The organism is Adlercreutzia equolifaciens DSM 19450, from assembly GCF_000478885.1.
Lineage (GTDB): Bacteria > Actinomycetota > Coriobacteriia > Coriobacteriales > Eggerthellaceae > Adlercreutzia > Adlercreutzia equolifaciens.
Genome location: NC_022567.1, coordinates 1,302,029 through 1,319,985, shown reverse-complemented (window position 1 = coordinate 1,319,985; position 17,957 = coordinate 1,302,029). Strand labels below are relative to the sequence as shown.

12 protein-coding genes are annotated in these 17,957 nt (G+C 63.2%); 4 read left to right on the top strand and 8 right to left on the bottom strand.

The annotated features are described in order from the left end of the window. Positions 1–82: 82 nt before the first annotated feature. Positions 83–1,495, bottom strand: a complete 1,413-nt coding sequence (locus AEQU_RS05175; protein ID WP_022739873.1) for a helix-turn-helix transcriptional regulator — start codon at positions 1,493–1,495, stop codon at positions 83–85. A gap of 342 nt (positions 1,496–1,837) precedes the next feature. On the opposite strand from AEQU_RS05175, the gene AEQU_RS05170 reads away from it, so the two are divergent. Further along, positions 1,838–3,514 (top strand): FAD-dependent oxidoreductase, encoded by a 1,677-nt coding sequence (locus tag AEQU_RS05170; protein ID WP_022739872.1) that lies wholly within the window; start codon positions 1,838–1,840, stop codon positions 3,512–3,514. Between the two features lie 549 nt (positions 3,515–4,063). On the opposite strand, the gene AEQU_RS05165 is transcribed toward AEQU_RS05170, so the two are convergent. After that, positions 4,064–5,638 carry an FAD-dependent oxidoreductase gene (locus tag AEQU_RS05165; RefSeq protein WP_022739871.1) on the bottom strand — a complete coding sequence of 525 codons (1,575 nt, stop codon included), beginning with the start codon at positions 5,636–5,638 and terminating at the stop codon, positions 4,064–4,066. A 285-nt stretch (positions 5,639–5,923) separates the two neighbouring features. Between AEQU_RS05165 and AEQU_RS05160 the strand changes: the two genes are divergently transcribed. Beyond that, on the top strand, positions 5,924–6,814 hold the full coding sequence (locus AEQU_RS05160; RefSeq protein ID WP_022739870.1) for a LysR family transcriptional regulator: 891 nt from the start codon (positions 5,924–5,926) through the stop codon (positions 6,812–6,814). 274 nt (positions 6,815–7,088) lie between these two features. On the opposite strand, the gene AEQU_RS05155 is transcribed toward AEQU_RS05160, so the two are convergent. From AEQU_RS05155 to ileS, 6 genes are all read right to left on the bottom strand, one after another. Beyond that, entirely contained in the window at positions 7,089–8,645 is a 1,557-nt protein-coding gene (locus AEQU_RS05155; protein WP_022739869.1) for an FAD-dependent oxidoreductase, read from the bottom strand. A 151-nt stretch (positions 8,646–8,796) separates the two neighbouring features. Beyond that, positions 8,797–9,720, bottom strand: a complete 924-nt coding sequence (locus AEQU_RS05150) for a winged helix DNA-binding protein (protein WP_022739868.1) — start codon at positions 9,718–9,720, stop codon at positions 8,797–8,799. A 32-nt stretch (positions 9,721–9,752) separates the two neighbouring features. Continuing rightward, the gene (hemH, locus tag AEQU_RS05145; RefSeq protein ID WP_022739867.1) at positions 9,753–10,937 is read right to left on the bottom strand and encodes a ferrochelatase; all 1,185 of its coding nucleotides are present in this window, start codon (positions 10,935–10,937) and stop codon (positions 9,753–9,755) included. Next, complete coding sequence (locus AEQU_RS05140) at positions 10,930–11,988, bottom strand: RluA family pseudouridine synthase (RefSeq protein ID WP_041715106.1); 1,059 nt, start codon at positions 11,986–11,988, stop codon at positions 10,930–10,932. The genes hemH and AEQU_RS05140 overlap by 8 nt, the downstream gene beginning before the upstream one ends. Positions 11,989–12,036: 48 nt before the next feature. After that, a complete protein-coding gene (gene lspA, locus AEQU_RS05135) occupies positions 12,037–12,612 on the bottom strand; it encodes a signal peptidase II (RefSeq protein WP_022739865.1) in 576 nt (191 codons plus the stop codon). Next, positions 12,613–15,459: an isoleucine--tRNA ligase gene (gene ileS / locus AEQU_RS05130; RefSeq protein ID WP_041714489.1), complete on the bottom strand. Its 2,847-nt coding sequence runs from the start codon at positions 15,457–15,459 to the stop codon at positions 12,613–12,615. A gap of 245 nt (positions 15,460–15,704) precedes the next feature. Here ileS and AEQU_RS05125 point away from each other — a divergent pair, with 245 nt between their 5' ends. Together AEQU_RS05125 and dinB are read left to right on the top strand one after the other, a co-directional pair. Beyond that, on the top strand, positions 15,705–16,577 hold the full coding sequence (locus AEQU_RS05125) for a DegV family protein (RefSeq protein WP_022739863.1): 873 nt from the start codon (positions 15,705–15,707) through the stop codon (positions 16,575–16,577). After that, positions 16,567–17,865, top strand: coding sequence for a DNA polymerase IV (dinB, locus tag AEQU_RS05120; RefSeq protein WP_022739862.1), 1,299 nt, complete (start codon positions 16,567–16,569; stop codon positions 17,863–17,865). The genes AEQU_RS05125 and dinB overlap by 11 nt, the downstream gene beginning before the upstream one ends. The last annotated feature ends 92 nt before the right edge of the window (positions 17,866–17,957 follow it).

Below are 17,957 nucleotides of genomic sequence, written 5' to 3'. Positions count from 1 at the left end.
TCGCCCTGCCGCCGCGCGAAGCTAGAACTGCAGCCACCCACTTCCCGCGTCGCACGCATTCCCGAGAGAGGGTGTGGGACGTTCACGCGAGCGCCGATCTTCCTACGCCGCCCTGCTCGATGGCGTCCAGCAGCCCCTGGCGATCGTAAACGCCCAGCTTGCGATAGATATTGCTCACATGGTGCTTCACGGTGCCCTGGGCGATGGAAAGCTCGTCGCAGATGTAGGGAACGGAACGTCCCCGGGCCAGCAGCACGAGCACCTCGGACTCCCGGTTGGTGAGATGTCCCATGGCAGCCACGGCCGCGCACTTCTGCTCGAGGGACTCGTCGGTGCGCTGGGCCCGGGGCGTCACGTAGAGCCGCTGCACGTCGGCCATGGTGAAGAACAGCATGCCGATGATGGCAAGCAAAAGCACCGCGACCAGGCAGATATCGGTACGCAGCTGGGCCGTCCAGAACGGTGCGAACAGAAATCCGTCCGCTACCACCGAACCGACGAGCGTGCCGGCGCGGGTCGTCAAAATCGCCACGCCGAAGGAGAGGGCCACGGGGATGCGCCCCCTGAAGGCGATGTCCGTGGAGACGAGCATGAGGAGCATATCAAGGCAGTAGACGCCCATGATGATGAGCCCCGACCCCAGGAAGGGATAGACCGCGGGCTGCAAGAGCAGAAGGACGATCCCCGCCACCATGGCGGGGATGACGGGCTTGTACAGGGTGAGGGCCTCGGAGGGGGACGAGGTCACGGCCATGGAAAGCGTGATGGCGCCGATGCCGCCGCCGGCCAAAAGAAGCGATTTCGCCATATGGAACTCGTCGCCCTCGGCGAAGGTTCCCACGATGCCCTGGGTAAGACCCCAGATAACGCTGATGATGAAGAGGCAGACGAGCAGGCGCGCCACCGGTATGGTATGCACATCAAGAGGCACCACCGACGGCTCGCGACGCGGCTCGTGGCGACAGGCGTAGAGCACCGCCGTCGAGATGATCGGCAGCAACGTCGTGGCCATCACGGCTACGGGTTGGGGCATGAAGTAGATCAGGAAAAACAGCACGAACGCAAACGTGTAGGAGGCGTAGAGATGGCGGCCAACGCGACCAGTGGCCAACGCGCTCCACAGCTCGCCCCACATAATAAGGAGAAGGGCGTTGCCGAGGGAGGCCGACGCTGCAGCCATCACGAACACACCAATGCCGACGATTCCCTCCAGAAAATACAGGGCAACAGGCATGGCGAGCGTACCGGCCGCCATAAGCGCCGCCGCGAGCACGTAGGAAGAATCGCGTCCCGCGAAGGGGGCATAGCGGCGCGAGGCCACAACGACGGCCAAATAGGCCGCCGTCATAAGCACGAGCAGGATCAACAGGGCGTTCCCTTGGTCGAAGAGTTTGCCCGAGGTGGGTGCCACGATATCCGTGCACATAGCCACGATCTGCCACGCTTGCCAGAAGCCGAGCCCCAAAAGCCGCCAATCGGCGACGCGATCCGTCATCGCTTCCCTCATCGAGCGCCCCTCCCAAGACCTTCCGCGAAAGCCGCGGCCGCAACCGCGCCCTGCAGCATAGCGCACAGTCGGCCTTCTCGCGGGCCGAGCTGTTTCCTTCTCTTCCAAAACTACCAAAGTACTCAAAAATGGCTATGGGCCACTTCGGCTCATTTTTGCCTGAACGGGGAAAATGAGCCCCTTCGGCAGATGAATGGCACCTGACATTTTGTCAGTCTATAGGGCGGGAGGGCAATGCCGAGACGGGAAGACGCAACCGTTTCCGATCGGTGTTCCCCTAAGGACAGACGCGAGGCGGAGGGCTTCGCGCTGAGAAGAAAGGGAGATCCTATGACCGAAATCAATGCCAAGGGTTTGTCGCGCCGCGCCTTCTTCGGCCTGGGCGCCACCGCCGCCGCAGGAGCCGCCGTGGCCGGACTGGCCGGCTGCTCCCCGGCGCCCCAGAGCGATGCCGCCGCGCCCGCAACCACCGGCGACACCACCATGCCCGCTACGGGCACCGCGACCTACGAGTGGGAGATCGCGCCCGAGCCCATCACGGACATCGCCTCCACGGTGGACACCGACATCCTCGTCATCGGCGCCGGGCTTTCCGGCTGCGCCTGCGCGGCCGCTGCGGCCGAGAAGGGCGGCAAGGTGACCGTCGTCGAGAAAACGGGTAGCTTCAATGGGCGCGGCGGCGGCTTCGGCGCCATCAACTCGCGCTACATGGAGGCCCAGAACATCGTCGTGGACAAGGTGAACGCGAAGCAGCACTGGATCGCCCAGTGCGCCAGCCGCACCAACGAGGATCTTATCGTGAAGTTCTTCAACAACTCCGAGGAGGCCTCCAACTGGCTCATCGACAAGTGCGAGGCCCTGGGTGGCTCCGCCATGGTGGGCGCGTTCTACAGCCACGACGACGTCTACGCGGAGCAGCCGGGATACCATATGTTCATGATCCCCGAAGAGGCCGGCCTCACCTCCACCGGCTTCGCCGGCGCCGAGCTGTGCTACCTGGACGCCGTGAAAGACGGCGCCGAGTTCGTGTTCGATTCCCCCGCCGTGCAACTCGTGAAGGACGACTCCGGCAAGGTGTGCGGCTGCATCTGCGAGACCTCCGAGGGCTACGTACAGTACAACGCTGCCAAGGGCGTCGTGCTCGCCACCGGCGACATCGGCGGCAGCCCGGAGATGTGCGAAGCCTACGCCCCCATCTGCGCCGAGTACGGCCAGCCCCGCAGCCAGTACACCCCGGCCGGCGTGAACACCGGCGACGGCCACAAGATGGGCATGTGGGTCGGCGCGCAGCTGCAGGATCTCCCCTTCCCCACGATGATGCATCCCCAGGCCTTCTGCTGGTTCCACGGGCCCTTCCTGTTCGTGAACGACAACGGCGAGCGCTTCATGTGCGAGGACACCTGGGTACAGGGCAAGTCGCTGGCCATCAACAAGCAGCCCAACGGCGAGGCCTGGTCGGTCTTCGACGCCAACTGGCCGACGGACCTCGTGAACGGCCTGCCCTACGGCGGCGGCATGTTCTGGGACTCCTTCCGTCCCTACGGCAGCGATCTTGAGCTGGCCCCCGAGTACTTCAAGACCCAGATTCCGCTGTACATCGAGCAGGGCATGGCCTATGAGGCCGACACCATCGAGGAGCTCGCCGACAAGATCGGCTGCGACGCCGCGACGCTCACGGCCACGGTGGACCGCTACAACGGCATGTGCGAGGCGGGCGAGGACACCGACTACTACAAGAAGCCCGTATTCCTCACGCCCGTGAAGCAGGGCCCCTTCTACGCCCTGAAGGTCGGTCCGGCGCTGCTCGCCGTCTGCGGTGGCCTGAAGTGCAACAATGACTTCCAGTGCCTGGATGAGAACGGCGAGGTCATCGAGGGCCTCTACGTGCTCGGCAACATCATGGGCGACATCACCGCGGTGGACTACCCCATCAACGTCGCCGGCAACTCCCACGGCCGCTGCATCACCTTCGGTTACCTGCTCGGCCACGAACTCGCCGAGGCCTAAGCGCCCGCGCGCGAAACCGCTTACTCCGCTGCGGCCTCCCCCTCCCTGCGGCTGCGGCATTCCAGCTAGAAAGGCTCTCTTCGGAGAGCCTTTCTCTTTGTTTCTGCCCAAGCGGCCCTGCCATGCAGCATTCTGGGTGAGCGACAGTGTATTACATTTGGAAAATGTGCTTTTCTGGAAGCTCTGCTCCGGGGAAGCTACGCGGCCTTTCAAAAAAGCACATTTTCCAAGTCACTCTCGACCTTTGCTGGGATAGCTTGAAGAGTATTCCAAGAAAACACCAGGTCAACGTCCTATGAAATCTCTCGACATTAAAATGCGAGCCGAGAACCATCCACTTCAATCTGGAATATGTGCTTTTCTGGAAACGCCGATCTGGAAAATGTGCTTTTCTGAACGCAAGACTCGGGCTCATGCAGAATTCAGTCCAAAAAAGCACATTTTCCAAACGAGGGCACCACTACCGGCCAGCTCCTCCTCCCTCCTAAGGCAACATAGCAGCAAGGAGGAGCGCCCACACGATAGAGTCACAGAGGGCACTGGCCAACGCTATAAATAGTCGTCGATCCCAGTCTTTTCCCAGACAGCCACCTGCGCCTCACCTCGCTGTTCGGTGGCCGCCGCAATACCAGCGATCTTGCCGAACACGAGAGCCTGGATGAGCCCGTTGCCGCTCATATAGGCTGCACCTCCTCGCGAGGAAAAACCCTCGGTGCAGCCTCCAGCCGCGTAGAGCCCGTCGATAAGCGTGCCGTCTTCGCGAAGGACGTGGCCGGCGACGTCCGTGGCCACGCCACCTTGGGTGTGGCGAATCTCCCCGGTAAGCTTCACGGCATAATAGGGTCCTTCGAAGGTGGCGGGGAGATGGGCGCGGTTGAACTTGTCCATGCCGACCTCCAAGGCCTTCTGGTAATCGGTCACCGTGCGCTCGAATTTATCGCGGCTAATGCCGATGAGATCGGCCAGCTCGCCGGCGGATGGGGCGACAGCGACGATGCCCGCCTCCTCCCATTCGGGGTACTTTCGGCTCAGCTCGCGCTGGACGTCGGTGAACACAAGGTAGCCGATGCCGTCTGGCTGGGCGAGCACGTGGGGCGACATTTCGGAGTAGCCGCCGTACTCGTTCATGAAGCGATTGCCATCACGATTGACGATGATGCCGCCGTTGTTGGCGACACCCTGTTCCAGTGTCTTGTCGTTGTCGACTCCGTGAAAAGCGTGGCCCTGGTAAGCCCCCATGTTCTGCAGGCTGGCGCCGAGCTCCTCGCCCCACAGGATGCCCTCGCCCGTCGCTCCCGGCGCCACCACCTTGACCGCCCCCGTCGCCTCCGGGCAGTAGCGCTCGAGCATGTCAGGGTTGTTGGCGAAGCCGCTCGTGGCGAGGACGGTGTTGCCGGCGAAGATTGCGATGTCCTCTGAGCCCTTTTTGCCCCAGGCCCCGACAACGACGTCGGCCTCGTCCTCAAGAATGAGGCCCATTATCTCGCAGGAGAGCATGGGCTCAATGGCAGCCTCGGCCTCAAGGCTCGCGATCAGCGCGTCCATGAGACCTTCTCCCTCGCCGTCGGTAGTGTGCATACGATAGGCCGTCTGACCGAAGTACAGCGCATCATCCACCGTCCAGACAGCACCGAAGCCTTCAGTCCATTCCACGATGTCGCGAGAGTGCTCCACAGCCGTATACACCAAGTCGGGCCGCACGCTGTAATTGCTCGGCCGCATGATGTCCATGGCGCAGGCGCCGATGCTGTCGCTGTCTTCCTTTTCCTTCTGCTGCGCGGTGCCTACGGCCGGGATCTTGCCGCTTGAGAGGGCGGTCGCTCCTCCAAACATCGACGTTTTCTCGCAGATGGCCACACGCGCTCCCTCTTCAGCGGCGGCCAGAGCCGCGCACACCCCTGCTCCCCCGCCGCCGATGACGAGCACATCAGTCTCGACAGGAATTCGATCGGATACCTCACTTGTGCGCTTGGCAAATTGATAAACCTTTTCTGTGCCATTGGCGTTTCCGGCGTCGCTCAATGGGGAAGACGGCGCGCACCCCGTGGCCAGACCGCTAGAGGCAGCCACGATGGAACCAAGTGCGAAGCCCTTCAACATCTGTCTGCGGGTCATATTGGACATGATATTTCCTCTCTCTCGAAACGGGCCCTCCGCCCGTCGTTGGCACGACTATAGAGTCCGACCCGATCCGTTGAAAAGAAACAATCCCAGCCGTCCATCCGCAAACAGAAGCGTTGCGCATAGCGTAACCCCTGATCAAATTCGTGAAACCCTTCTTGAGCACCACAGATAACTCGCATCGTCGGTGAGGGGGCTTGCAAGGCGCGCTTCCAGGGCCTATAGTGGCCCCTTCGGAACGCAGCGCCCAAAGCCGCGCTGCACGCCATGGCCTAAGGGAGGAGGACCATGACCATGTTTCGGTTGAGCGACGAGCAGCGACGCTACTTCTACACCCTCTGCTCGGACGGTAATATCACGCGCGCCGCCCAGCGTCTCTTTCTTTCGAGGCAGGGGCTCTCGCGCAGCATGCGCGAGCTTGAGAAATCCCTGGGAACCTCACTGTTCGTCCGCGGGAAACGAGGCGTGACCCTTACCAGCGCCGGCCGCATCCTGCTTCGCCATTTGCGAGAGGAGGATCGTGCCTGGGAGAACTGCATGACCGCGCTCCGCGTCATCGAGGGCGAACCCGAACTCGTGCGCGTGGGGCTTCTCAGCATGTTCGTGGGCTACGAGCAGAAGCGCCGGCTCCTCTCCCGTTTCGAGCGCAACGGCGAACTTCGCATCGAAATTGTCGACGGGGATCACGACGTGTTCTGGGAGGCCATAGCCGCTGGCAATATGGAGTGCGCGGTCACCATCCGGCCGCCCGATCATCTCGGCATCCCCTGCGTCGACCTCGGCAAGGGGGCGATCGAGGTGCTGCTGAGCCGCGATGATCCCCTAGCGCAAAAGCAAACCGTTGATTTCACGCAAGATTTGCGTGGCAAGACCGTGGTGCAGACAAGCCCCTACAAGGGCCGTCTCTACGAGGCCGTCTTTCGCAGCCATGGCATCCTAAGTGAACCTATCCTCCATGACCGAAACCTCATGCTGGCCCAGGTATCAGCCCGACATCACTGTTTTATCATCCAAGCCGAGTACGCCGCCGACCTCGTGAACGACGAGGTGTGCCGCCGTCCGCTCGTCAATGTCCCCTTCGAAATGAGTTCCGTGCTCGTCCTGCGTCCCGACCTAAGCCCGTTGGCCTTGGAAGTCGCGAGGGCAATCGCTGCCCCTTATTCCGTATCGCCCACGTAAGGGGCGAGCACGGCGGTGAGGACCTTCAGGTGGGCCTTGCTGCGGTTCAGGCAGGGGACGTAGATGAAGGCCTCGTCGTCGGAGCGCTGGCGGTGGGCGCTTCTTCACCACTGTCGACAGCCTAAGAATGAACGCCAAATCGCAGATTCTCGACGTGAACGACCCGCCCATCACCAACATGTACGCTGTCAGTTACGATGCCGGCGGCATGCGCCCGTAAAAAGAGGCGCTCCGCAGAGCGCCTCTCAGAGGGAGGGTACCTTGCCGAGCGCGATTACAGCCGCGTCTCCACCGCGTGCAGAACGGCCGTGCGACCCGAGTAGATATTGTGGGCGCCGCACGATCCAGAGATGTTCATCGTATAGACGTTCGCCCAGATCATCGCGCCTTCGACGCCAACAGCATAGAGGCCGGCGATGGGTTCTGCCTGCTCGTCGACCACATTGAAGTTGCGGTCGGTCTTCAAAGACCCCATGGTCTTTCCCAGGCTGCTCTTGATCTCTACGGCATACACCGTGCCCTCCATCGAGAGCGGGCGCATGAACTCCGAGGCTTTGCCGAAATCGGAGTCGTCGCCGGCCTCGCAGCAACCGTTGTAGCTCTCAAGCGTCTCGCTGAGAATCTCGGCATCGGCTCCAATCGACGAGGCAAGGTCTTTCCAGTTCGACGCCTTGAAGATGATTCCCTTGGCCTGGCCGTCCTCCAGCTCCTTGAGTCCCTGAGCGTCGCCGGCAACATAGTCGTTCATCATGGCTTCGTCCATGAGGATGAATGCCTGCTTGCACATGCGGATGGGGTTGGCCGTAATCATATGGTTCGCCAGGGACAAGTCCTCGTTGACGAAGCGCTCTCCCCGCTCGTTCACCCACAGCACCCAGGGAATGTTGGCCAGGGAGTTCATGACCGAGCAGAAATAGCCGCCCTCGAAGAACGCGGGCAGATCGGGGACCGTCGTGCCGCCGAGCATGCCCATATTCGAAGTATTGCTGGCGCCTCCAACGGCGATGGCCATATCATGGCCCGAGCCGTCGCAGCCCATGGTCGTGGGGATGCAGTTCTCCTCGGTGTACCCGAACTCGGCGAGCAAATCGAGACGCTCGGCGTAGCCGCCCGTGGCCAAGATAACCGCGCGCGTATTGACCTGGACAACGGTTCCGTCGGCCTTCGTCGCGAACAGACCGACAACAGAGCCGCCCTCATCGCAGATGAGCTCGTCGGCATGGGTGTCGAAGAGGAACTCCACCCCTTCGCCGACGGCCGTCTCGTTCATGGGCACGATATAGCTCTCGGCGCCCGTGCCGGTCTCGAACCAGTGGAAAATCGGTTGGAAGCCCACATAGTTGTCGACCTTGCCGAAGCGCACGCCCTTGGACACAAGCCAGTCGATATCCTCACCCGATGCCTTCACCAAATCTCGGAGCACCAAGCCGCTGTTGCGGTACTGGTTCTGCTCAAGCTCGGTACGAATCATCTCGCCCATGGACACTGTGATGTTTTGATCTTTCTGAATCTGGGAATTCACGGCGAACAGGCCCTCGACGCCGCCCGCTGCGCCGCCGGCGATGCTCTTCGCCTCGATGCAGATAACCGATGCGCCCGATTCGGCTGCCTGAACACAAGCGGCAAGGCCTGAGCAGCCAGCGCCTACAACGGCAATGTCAAATTCGAGCGTCTCGTCCGGCACCGGCGCTTCCGACTGGTCGCTTCCCGTGGCGGAAAGCTCGGCTTGCTTCCCATCGTCCTTCGGCGCGCAGCCGCTCATCGCCACGGCGCCCGTGGCAAGGATGGCTCCCATACCGCCAATAAAAGCCCTTCTCGTTACCTTCTCCATTTCCCGCTCCTTTCGAGATGCGCCAACTTCTGTTGACTCGTTGCATTCTAGGAAGGAGGAAAACGAAAAACAATGTCAATATAGACACTCATTTGCTCAATAGTTATGGCTGTTCAAAAACATTTTTTGGTTTTAAGAATGACGGTTTTTGTTAAAACGACTCAAGTAATGTAGCGTGATTGCGCTTGAGGTTGTAGTACATCCGCGAGTGCCATGCCCTCAGAATCATCACCGCCTCATCTGTGCCAGGGTTGTGCGCGGGAATCGTAATGGCATCCAAAGCGGGCAAGGCCCGATCGAGCGTTCGCTGGCCTTTGGCCGTAAGGCCGACCAGCACCGAGCGACTGTCGAAGGGATTGGGCATCTCTTTTGCCAGGTGCGCCTCGCAAAGCCGCCGCTTGCTCAGCGACACATGGCTGCGCGGCGACAGGAGCCTGTCTGATATATCCTGTATGCGCAAACTGGGAACCCCGGAAAGCACATGGAGCACGCGGAACTCGTTGAACGCCAAGCCACACTCTTTTTTGACGCAGGCCCGCCACCGCTCCAATATGGCTCTCGTGAAGAGAGTGAACTCAATGCCCTGACCGTCTTTCGGCACGCGCCTCAACTCGACATCAGTCTCATGCCCACGCAGGATGTCGAGGTTGCCGCCTATGCCCGTGCTGAGATAGTGATTGTACTCGACATCGGGCAACGACTCCTGCGCCACCCCCTTCGAGAAGGCGAAGAGGTCGCGGCAGCATTCCTCAGCCAGCAAGCGACCCTTCTCGGTAAGGGAGAGTCTCGCCCGCCTCCTGTCCTCATCGCTGCTTTCCGCCGCGAGAAGAGACCGGTCGATCAACGGGGGGACCATATGCCAAAGTGTGCTCGTTTTCAGCATGAGGAAGTCGGAGAGCTGATTGAAGCCAAGGGGCGTCTCGGCCTCCCACAGACATAAGAGCAGCTCGTATTCTGTCACCGACAGACCGAAACGAGCCCGGCAGAACAGACTGCTGTACCTCGATAGCTCCGTATAAATTGCGGCAAGCTGAGCGGAGAAGCCTATGGTTTCGCCCGCGCTGTAATCATCCACGCTTTGCCCTCCTGCTATGACTTACAAAGCGCTCAAGCCTCATCTCCCACGTAGGGAGCGAGGATATGAGTGAGCACCTTGAGGTGCGCCCGGGATTTGTTCAGGCAGGGAACGTACACGAAAGGCTCGTCGGCCTCAAGCTGGCGGTGGTCGCCGCGGCGAAAATCCTCCGCCGCGCGCTTCATGCGCACGGTCTTCGCGATGTCGCGGTGGGCTTCCAAGTGCGCGTCGCAGTGAGCCGCCCGCTTGCCGGTGTTCTCCAAGGCGCCGGGCTCCTCGTCGGCATCCACCAGCTCGCCAGCGAGCGCCGCGCGGTAGATGGGCTCCAGCTCCTGCGGCACGTCGTAGAGCGTCTCCAGGCAGTCCACCGCGAAATTCGGGCACACCACGTACAGGCGGCTGCCCGGCTCGGCAGCCTGGGCCAAGCGTACGAGCGTGGGGCGCGTGAAGGGCGAAAGCCACGTGCGCCCCTTATCGAAGCGGCTCTGGTAGCTGATGGTCCAGCTCCGGCGGTCAAGCCCTAACTCTCCGGCTATGGCCAAACTCGTGGCCCCGGTCTGCAGCTCGTAGGTATCCCCCGCCTCGATATCCTTCAACGGGATGGAGTGGAACGAGAACAAAAGACGGTCGCCGGCCTCTTCAGAGAAGCCCGCATTGCGGATGGACGCGGCGATGGCGCGCACGTAGACGGAGTCCTCGCCGTAGCCGTCGATAAACCGCACGCGGCCCTTGAAGCGCGCCCGGCGCACGGCCTTCTTCGCAGCGTCGCTCACCGAACCGGTGGTGGAGAAGGCCGACTGCGGGTACATGGGCAGCACCACAAGCTCCGTGCAACCTGCCTCCTTGAGCTCTTTTACCGCATGCTTGATGCCGGGCTTGCCGTAGCTCATGCCCGTGCGCACCACCACGGGCAGCCCCGCCCTAGCGTAGTACTCGTTCAGACCGCGCTCGAGCGACTCGGTGGTCGCGATGAGCGGCGAGCCTTCGGCTGTCCAGATACTCTCGTATTTTACCGCCGAGGCGCGCGAGCGCTTGCGCAGGATGGTCGTATGCAGCAGCGTCCACCACACCGGGCGCGGCATGGGGCAGATGCGCGGATCCATGAGGAACTGCGAGAGGTACTTCTTCACGGCCTTTCTCGTGGGAGCCTCGGGCGTTCCCGTGTTCGCAATGATGATGCCCACCTTGCGCGGGGCGGCGGCCTGCTTCCTACTCATCGGGTACCTCTCCTTCCACGGAAGGGACGGGCGACGTTGCCATGAGCTCGGCCACCTCGCGCCCCGCCTCGGTCTTGCCCAGCGAGCGCGCGGCCAGCGAATCGAGCGCTTCCTGCAGGTCGCGCGGCAGATTGTCGGCGAAGGCCATGGGCTCGCCGGTCGTCGGGTGCTCGAAGGCGATGCTGTAGGAGTGTAGGAACTGGCGGCGCAGCCCCAGCTGGGCCCGGGCGTCGCGGGGGCCGTGGGCGTTGTACACCGGATCGCCCACGATTGGATGGCGCGTGTACTGCATGTGCACGCGGATCTGGTGGGTGCGGCCCGTGAAAAGCTTGCACTCGATGAGGCTGTAGCCGTCGTCCTTGGGGCCTGCCTCGAAGCGCTCGAGCACGCGAAACGTCGTGATGGCCTCCCGGGCGCTCGGCACGTCGCGCACGGCCATGCGGCACCGCTCGTCGGCGGAGCGCGCGATGGGCGCGTCGATCATGCCGGTGTCGTGGGCCATGATGCCGTGAACGAGCGCGATGTAGTGGCGGTCGACGGCGCGATCCTGAATTTGCGCCATGAGCTCGCGCCCGGCCTCATCGGTCTTGGCCGCCAGCATGAGGCCCGAGGTGTCGCGGTCGAGCCGGTGCACGATGCCGAGCCGGTCGGCCTCCTCGCCCTGCACGTTGCAGAGGTTGTCCTCGCCGCAGTGCCAGATAAGCGCATTGACCAGCGTGCCGTGGGCATGATCGACGGAGGGGTGGCAGACGAGCCCGATCTGCTTCGAGAGCACGAGCATGTCCTCGTCTTCGAAGCGCACATCCAAGTCGATGGGCTCGCCGTAGACCACCACGGACTCCGGCTCGTCGTCCACCTCGTAGACGATGGTGTCCCCCGCCGCCACGGCATGCTTTTTAGAAACCGTGGCGCCGTTCACGAAGACGCGGCCTTCCTCGATGGCGCGCGCGGCGGCCGAGCGGGAAGCGTAGAGCCCCCGGGCGGCGCACAGGGCATCCAGGCGGCATCCAGCGTCCTCGGTGGCGACGATATGGCAAAGCGAGCGTGACATGGCATCCATTCTATCGACGTCCTGCCAGAGGGTCATCCCCCGAACAGGTTACTTCTCCTCCGATGCGACCTCCTTCGCGGGCGCATCCTTCCTCATGGACCAAAGCATCCCCGCGAAGAACAGCACGAACCCGCAGGTAACCCCGATGTCGGCAACGTTGAACGTAGGGAAGCTGATAAACACCGTGTCGATGAAATCGACCACGTAGCCCAACGTGAAGCGGTCGAGCGCGTTGCCCAAGCCGCCGGCCACAATCAGCGCGATCCCCACCGTCTCCATAACGCCGGCGCGCTTGCCGGCCGTGAACAAATACACCGTGAGCGCGACGCAGACGAGCACCGACATCACTCCGAGGGCGAAGGTCGATTCATCGAACATACCCCAGGCGGCACCGGTGTTGTGCACCAGGCGGAACTGCACCAGACCAAGAAAGGGATCGGCCACCACCTGGCCCACGGAGAAGCTGTTGAAGTAAGCTTTCGTGGCGATGTCGAGGACAAGCCACAGAGCGGCAAGAGGAACGAAGATGGCGGCGTTGCGCTTGCGCCGGCTGGGAAGCCTCTCCTCCACGGCAGAGGCCTCCCCTGGCTCTTTCTCGATGGTTAACGTCTCGGGAGCGGCCACTTACTCGGTCCCGCCCTCGATGGCGTCCAGCGCATCCCCGCAGCGCTCGCACACGTCCGGATGACGCGGGTTGCCACCGAGCTCGCAGATGTTCCAGCAGCGCGGGCACTTCTCGCCCTCGGCCACCGCGACCGCCGCCGTGATCTCGTCGCCGTCGCCTTCCACAAACTGCACCGAGGCCACTATGAACAGCTCCTCGAAGACCGACGGGTCGAAGGAGCCGGCCGTGGCCACTAGGGCCGCCGGCGCCGTCACGATAAGCGATGCCTCCTGGCTCTTGCCGATGATCTTCTCGTTTCGGGCCTCTTCCAGCGCCTTGGTGACCACCTCGCGGACGGCCATCATCTCCTCCATGGTCGCCACTTGCGCGCCGGCGTCGGCGGGAAGGGCGGGCACGAAGTCGCGCGCGGTGGGCCAGCCAGCCAGCTGCACCGAGGCCTCGCGGCCCTCTATGTCCCTGAAGGCCGGCGGGTAGCACTCCCACACCTCGTCGGTAGTGAACGACAGGATGGGCGCCATGACGCGCACGAGCACCTCCAGGATGTTCATGAGCACGGTCTGCACGGCCCGGCGTCGCGGCGAGGCCGGCGCCTCAGCGTACAGGCGATCCTTGGTGACGTCCATGTACACGGCGGAGATGTCGTTCACATAATCGTACAGGGCCCGGTAGACACTGTTGAAGCGGTAGGACTCGTAAGCGGCCTCCACGTCGGCGAGCAGCTGCGAGAGGCGCACCATCGCCCACTGGTCGAGCGGCTCCAGCGCGTCCCAGTCCCCCACGAAGTCGTCCGGCGTGAAGTCGTTCAGGTTGCCGAGCAGGAAGCGGAAGGTATTGCGGAAGCGACGGTAGGCGTCGGAGACCTGCTTCAGGATGTTCTCGGAGATGGACACGTCCTGGGAGTAATCGCAGGAGGACACCCAGAGGCGCAGCACATCGGCGCCGAACTTGCTGCACATCTCCTCCGGATCGATGCCGTTGCCGAGCGACTTCGACATCTTGCGACCCTCTTCGTCCACGGTGAACCCGCAGTGCATGACCGACCTGTACGGCGGCACGCCGTAGGCGCCGATGGAGGTGAGCAGCGACGACTGGAACCAGCCGCGGTGCTGGTCGGAGCCCTCCAGGTACATGTCGGCCGGGAAGGTGAGCCCATCAGCTTCGGCACGGTGGCGGCAGACGCTCGTGTGCGAGACGCCGGACTCCCACCACACGTCCAGGATGTCCTTCTCGGGGATGAGCTCGGTACCCCCGCACACCTCGCACTTGGTGCCGCGCGGCAGATAATCGCTTGGCGCCTCGGTGAACCAGGCGTCGGCGCCCTTGGTGTTGAACAGCTCGATCACCGCGTCGAAGGTCTCGGCCGTGGCCACCGTGTTGCCGCACTTGGCGCACTTGAACACGGGAATGGGCACGCCCCAGCTTCGCTGGCGGGAGATGCACCAGTCGGGACGGTCGGCCACCATGGCGCCGATGCGGTTCTTGGCCCAGGCGGGAATCCACTCCACCTCCGAGTTGATGGCGCGCAGGGCGTCCTCGCGCAGGGCGTTCTTGTCCATGGAGACGAACCACTGGTCCGTGGCGCGGAAGATGACCGGCTCGCGGCAGCGCCAGCAGTGCGGGTAGGAGTGGTTGATCTTCTTCTCGGCCACGAGTGTGCCCTGCTCGCGCAGCCAGTCGATGATGACGGGATTGGCCTCGTCGGTGGAAAGGCCGGCAAACTGCCCCGCCTCGCCGGTGAACACGCCGTTGTCGTCCACGGGCATGAGCATGGGAATGTCGAACTCGAGCGCGACGAGGTAGTCGTCCTGGCCGTGGCCGGGGGCCGTGTGCACGGCGCCGGTGCCCGTATCCAAGGTGACATGATCGCCGTAGATGACCGTGCCCTTGATGTCGCGGCGCACGGGGGCGGTGTAGGTGAGGCCGAACAGCTGCTTGCCCGTCAGCGTCACCGGCTCGCCGTCGGCACCGCGGACGAAGTCGTAGTCTTCCCAGCCGGCCACCTCGGCCACCGTTTCCACGAGCTCCTTGGCCATGATGAGGTTGTCGCCGCCGACGGTGACCATGACGTAGTCGGCGTCAGGCGCCAGCGACACCGCCGTGTTCGCAGGAAGCGTCCAGGGGGTCGTCGTCCAGATGAGCAGATAGGCGGCGCCTTCGGCTCCGGAGGCCTCGAACACGCCGGGCATCGCATCCAGCTTGAACTTCACGTAAATGGAGGGCGACACCTCGTCGCCGTACTCGATCTCCGCCTCGGCGAGCGCCGTGTGGCAGTGGGTGCACCAATGGATGGGCTTGCGGCCGCGGTAGACCGAGCCCTTCAGGTACAGATCCTTGAAGATCTCCACGTTGCCGGCCTCATAGTTCGGAATGAACGTGAGGTAGGGATGCTCCCAGTCGGCGTTCACGCCAAGCCGCTTGAAGCCGTTCCTCTGGATATCGACGTACTTCTCCGCCCACTCGCGGCAGCGCTGGCGCAGCTCTACCTGGGAGATCTCGGCCATCTTCTCGGGCCCGAGCGTCACTTCCACCATATGCTCGATGGGCTGTCCGTGGCAGTCCCAACCGGGGATGTAGGGGGTGAAGTACCCGCGCTGGGCGTGGCTTTTAACGACGAAGTCCTTGAGGATCTTGTTGAAGGCGTGACCGATGTGAATGGGGCCGTTGGCATAAGGAGGGCCGTCGTGCAGCACGAAGGGCTTGCCGTCGGCGTTCTTCTCCAGCACACGGCGGTAGATGTCCATTTCCTGCCACTGGGCGAGCCGCTCGGGCTCGCGGGCCGGCAGGTTCCCCCGCATGGGGAAATCGGTCTCGGGCAGGTTCATGGTGTCCTTGTAGCTGTTCGACACAGTTCGTCCCTCTTCCACGTCTCGGGTTCCTCTATATCACGGCCGTCGAAGTGCGACGGCGGCGCCTGTGAGCGTATCTTGCAAAGTATACGGCAAGGGGGCGCGACGCGGGCAATGGTTACAACTTTTTCTCAGGAAAGGCTTCATTAGCCGCAGCAGGTGCAATGGGCCCGATTTGCGTTAGAATATCGGATGCGCAGCAGCGTGCCGCAAAATGCAGCCCCCTACCCGATAAGGAGCCCTCCATGGCCTTCGCCATCGTCACCGATTCCTCCTCCAATCTCACTGAGGAGGTTATCGACCAGTTCGACCTGCATATCCTTCCGCTCACGTTCATGGTGGATGGCGAGGAGCATCACAGTTACCTCAAGGGACAGAAGACCGATCTTAAGCAGTTCTACACCATGATGCGCGAGGGCAAGGTCATCACGACGTCACTGCCGAATCTGAAGGACTCCCGCGAGCTGCTGGAGGGGCTTCTTGCCTCGGGCCAGGATGTGCTCTACATCGGGTTCTCCAGCGGGCTTTCCGGCACCTACCAGGCCATTGACCTTCTGCTGGCCGAGCTTGCCGACGCCTACCCGGACCGCACGGTGCTCGCGGTGGACACCCTGGCCGCCTCCATGGGCGAAGGGCTGCTCGTCTGGTACGCCGCCAAGATGCGCGAGGAGGGTGCGTCCATCACCGAGGTTCGCGACTGGCTGGAGGCCAACAAGCTGCATCTGGCCCACTGGTTCACCGTGGACGACCTCATGTTCCTGTTCCGCGGCGGCCGCGTCTCCCGCACGAGCGCCTGGGCCGGCACCCTTCTGAACATCAAGCCGGTCATGCACGTGGACGACGAGGGCCACCTCATTCCGCTAGAGAAGGTGCGCGGGCGCAAGAAGTCGCTGAAGGCGCTGGTCGATCATATGGAGCAGACGGCCACCTCTCCCGTGGCGGATCAGACCGTGTTCATCAGCCACGGCGACTGCATCGAGGACGCCGAGTACGTGGCCGACCTCGTGAGGGAGCGCTTCGGCGTCACCGACATCCTCATCAACTACGTGGATCCGGTCATCGGCGCCCATTCCGGCCCCGGCACCATGGCCCTGTTCTTCCTGGCCAGTGAACGATAGCGACGCTTACCTGCCGCCGTGGGAGGGCCCGGCCATCCTGTTGGTGGATCTGGACGCCTTCTTCGCCTCCGTCGAGCAGCTTGACCACCCGGCCTGGCGGGGCAAGCCCGTCATCGTCGGCGGCGATGCGGACGCCCACGGGGTCGTCTCCACCTGCTCCTACGAGGCCCGCGCCTTCGGAGTGCGCAGCGCCATGGCCTCGTCGCTAGCACGAGCGCTGTGTCCCGAAGCCATTTGGACGCATGGCCATTTCCACCGCTACCGCGAGGTGTCCGCCGCCATCATGGCCATCCTGCGAGACGAGACGCCCCACGTGCAACAGGTCTCCATCGACGAGGCCTTTATGGACGTCACCCCCACTGCCGTGAACACCGAGCACCCGGTTCTCGTGGCCCAGCGCATCCAGGAGCGCGTGGCCGCCCTCGGCGTCACCTGCTCCATCGGCGTGGGCACCTCCAAGTCCGTGGCGAAAATCGCCTCGGACCGCGACAAGCCCCGGGGCCTTACCGTGGTTTTCCCCGGCACGGAGGCGGCCTTCCTGGAAAAGCTGCCCGTGCGCACGCTCTCCGGCGTGGGGGCAGCCGCCGAGAGGACGCTCCTTTCCCACGGTGTGCGCACCTTGGGAGCCATGGGCCGGGCCGACGGCGCCCTTCTGCGGAAGATCTTCGGGAAGAACGGCGAGATGATGCGCGATCGGGCCTTAGGGCGCGACCGATCCGAGGTGGCTGAGGACGACGAAGTGAAGTCGGTCTCCAACGAGGTGACCTACGCCCATGATCTGGAGACGCGCGAGGACATTATGGCGGCGCTTTCCACCATTTCGGCGAAGGTGGGGCGTCGCCTGCGCCGCAAGGGCCTCAAGGGCCGCACGGTAGCGGTGAAGATGCGCTACGACAACCGCACGACCCGCTCGGCCCAGTGCTCGCTGGCCGCCCCCACCGACGATGACATCGCGTTCGCCCCGGTGGTGCACCGCCTGGCGGAGGAGCTGTGGGCTCCGGGCATGAAGGTGCGCCTGCTCGGTGTGGCCGTGACCCATTTCGAGGAGGACGGCGCCCCGGTGCAGGAAGCGCTTTTCGACGCTGCCGTCCTTGGGGGCGATGACAACGCAGACGCGGTTGAAAGCGAGGCGCTCATCCGCGACGAGGAGAAGCGCCGCAGCCTTTTGGCCGCCACCGACGCTTTGCAGGAGCGCTTCGGCGACGGCACCGTGCGCTTCGGCTTCGAGCTGCGCCAATCCGGCAACACCACCGGCTCCTCCTCGAAAAACGTCGAGGACTACAAGTAGCTCCCTACCAGCGGGCCCATCATGTTCTCGAGTTTTTCGAAAACTCACGAGCAAATGCCACTTCGAGCCCGTTTTGGCACCCCGGGATGCCA

Excerpts from the sequence above, each read along its gene's own strand:
- AEQU_RS05175 (WP_022739873.1), bottom strand. The coding sequence starts at position 1,495 with ATGACGGATCGCGTCGCCGATTGGCGGCTTTTGGGGCTCGGCTTCTGG.
- AEQU_RS05170 (WP_022739872.1), top strand. The coding sequence starts at position 1,838 with ATGACCGAAATCAATGCCAAGGGTTTGTCGCGCCGCGCCTTCTTCGGC.
- AEQU_RS05165 (WP_022739871.1), bottom strand. The coding sequence starts at position 5,638 with ATGTCCAATATGACCCGCAGACAGATGTTGAAGGGCTTCGCACTTGGT.
- AEQU_RS05160 (WP_022739870.1), top strand. The coding sequence starts at position 5,924 with ATGACCATGTTTCGGTTGAGCGACGAGCAGCGACGCTACTTCTACACC.
- AEQU_RS05155 (WP_022739869.1), bottom strand. The coding sequence starts at position 8,645 with ATGGAGAAGGTAACGAGAAGGGCTTTTATTGGCGGTATGGGAGCCATC.
- hemH (WP_022739867.1), bottom strand. The coding sequence starts at position 10,937 with ATGAGTAGGAAGCAGGCCGCCGCCCCGCGCAAGGTGGGCATCATCATT.
- AEQU_RS05140 (WP_041715106.1), bottom strand. The coding sequence starts at position 11,988 with ATGTCACGCTCGCTTTGCCATATCGTCGCCACCGAGGACGCTGGATGC.
- AEQU_RS05125 (WP_022739863.1), top strand. The coding sequence starts at position 15,705 with ATGGCCTTCGCCATCGTCACCGATTCCTCCTCCAATCTCACTGAGGAG.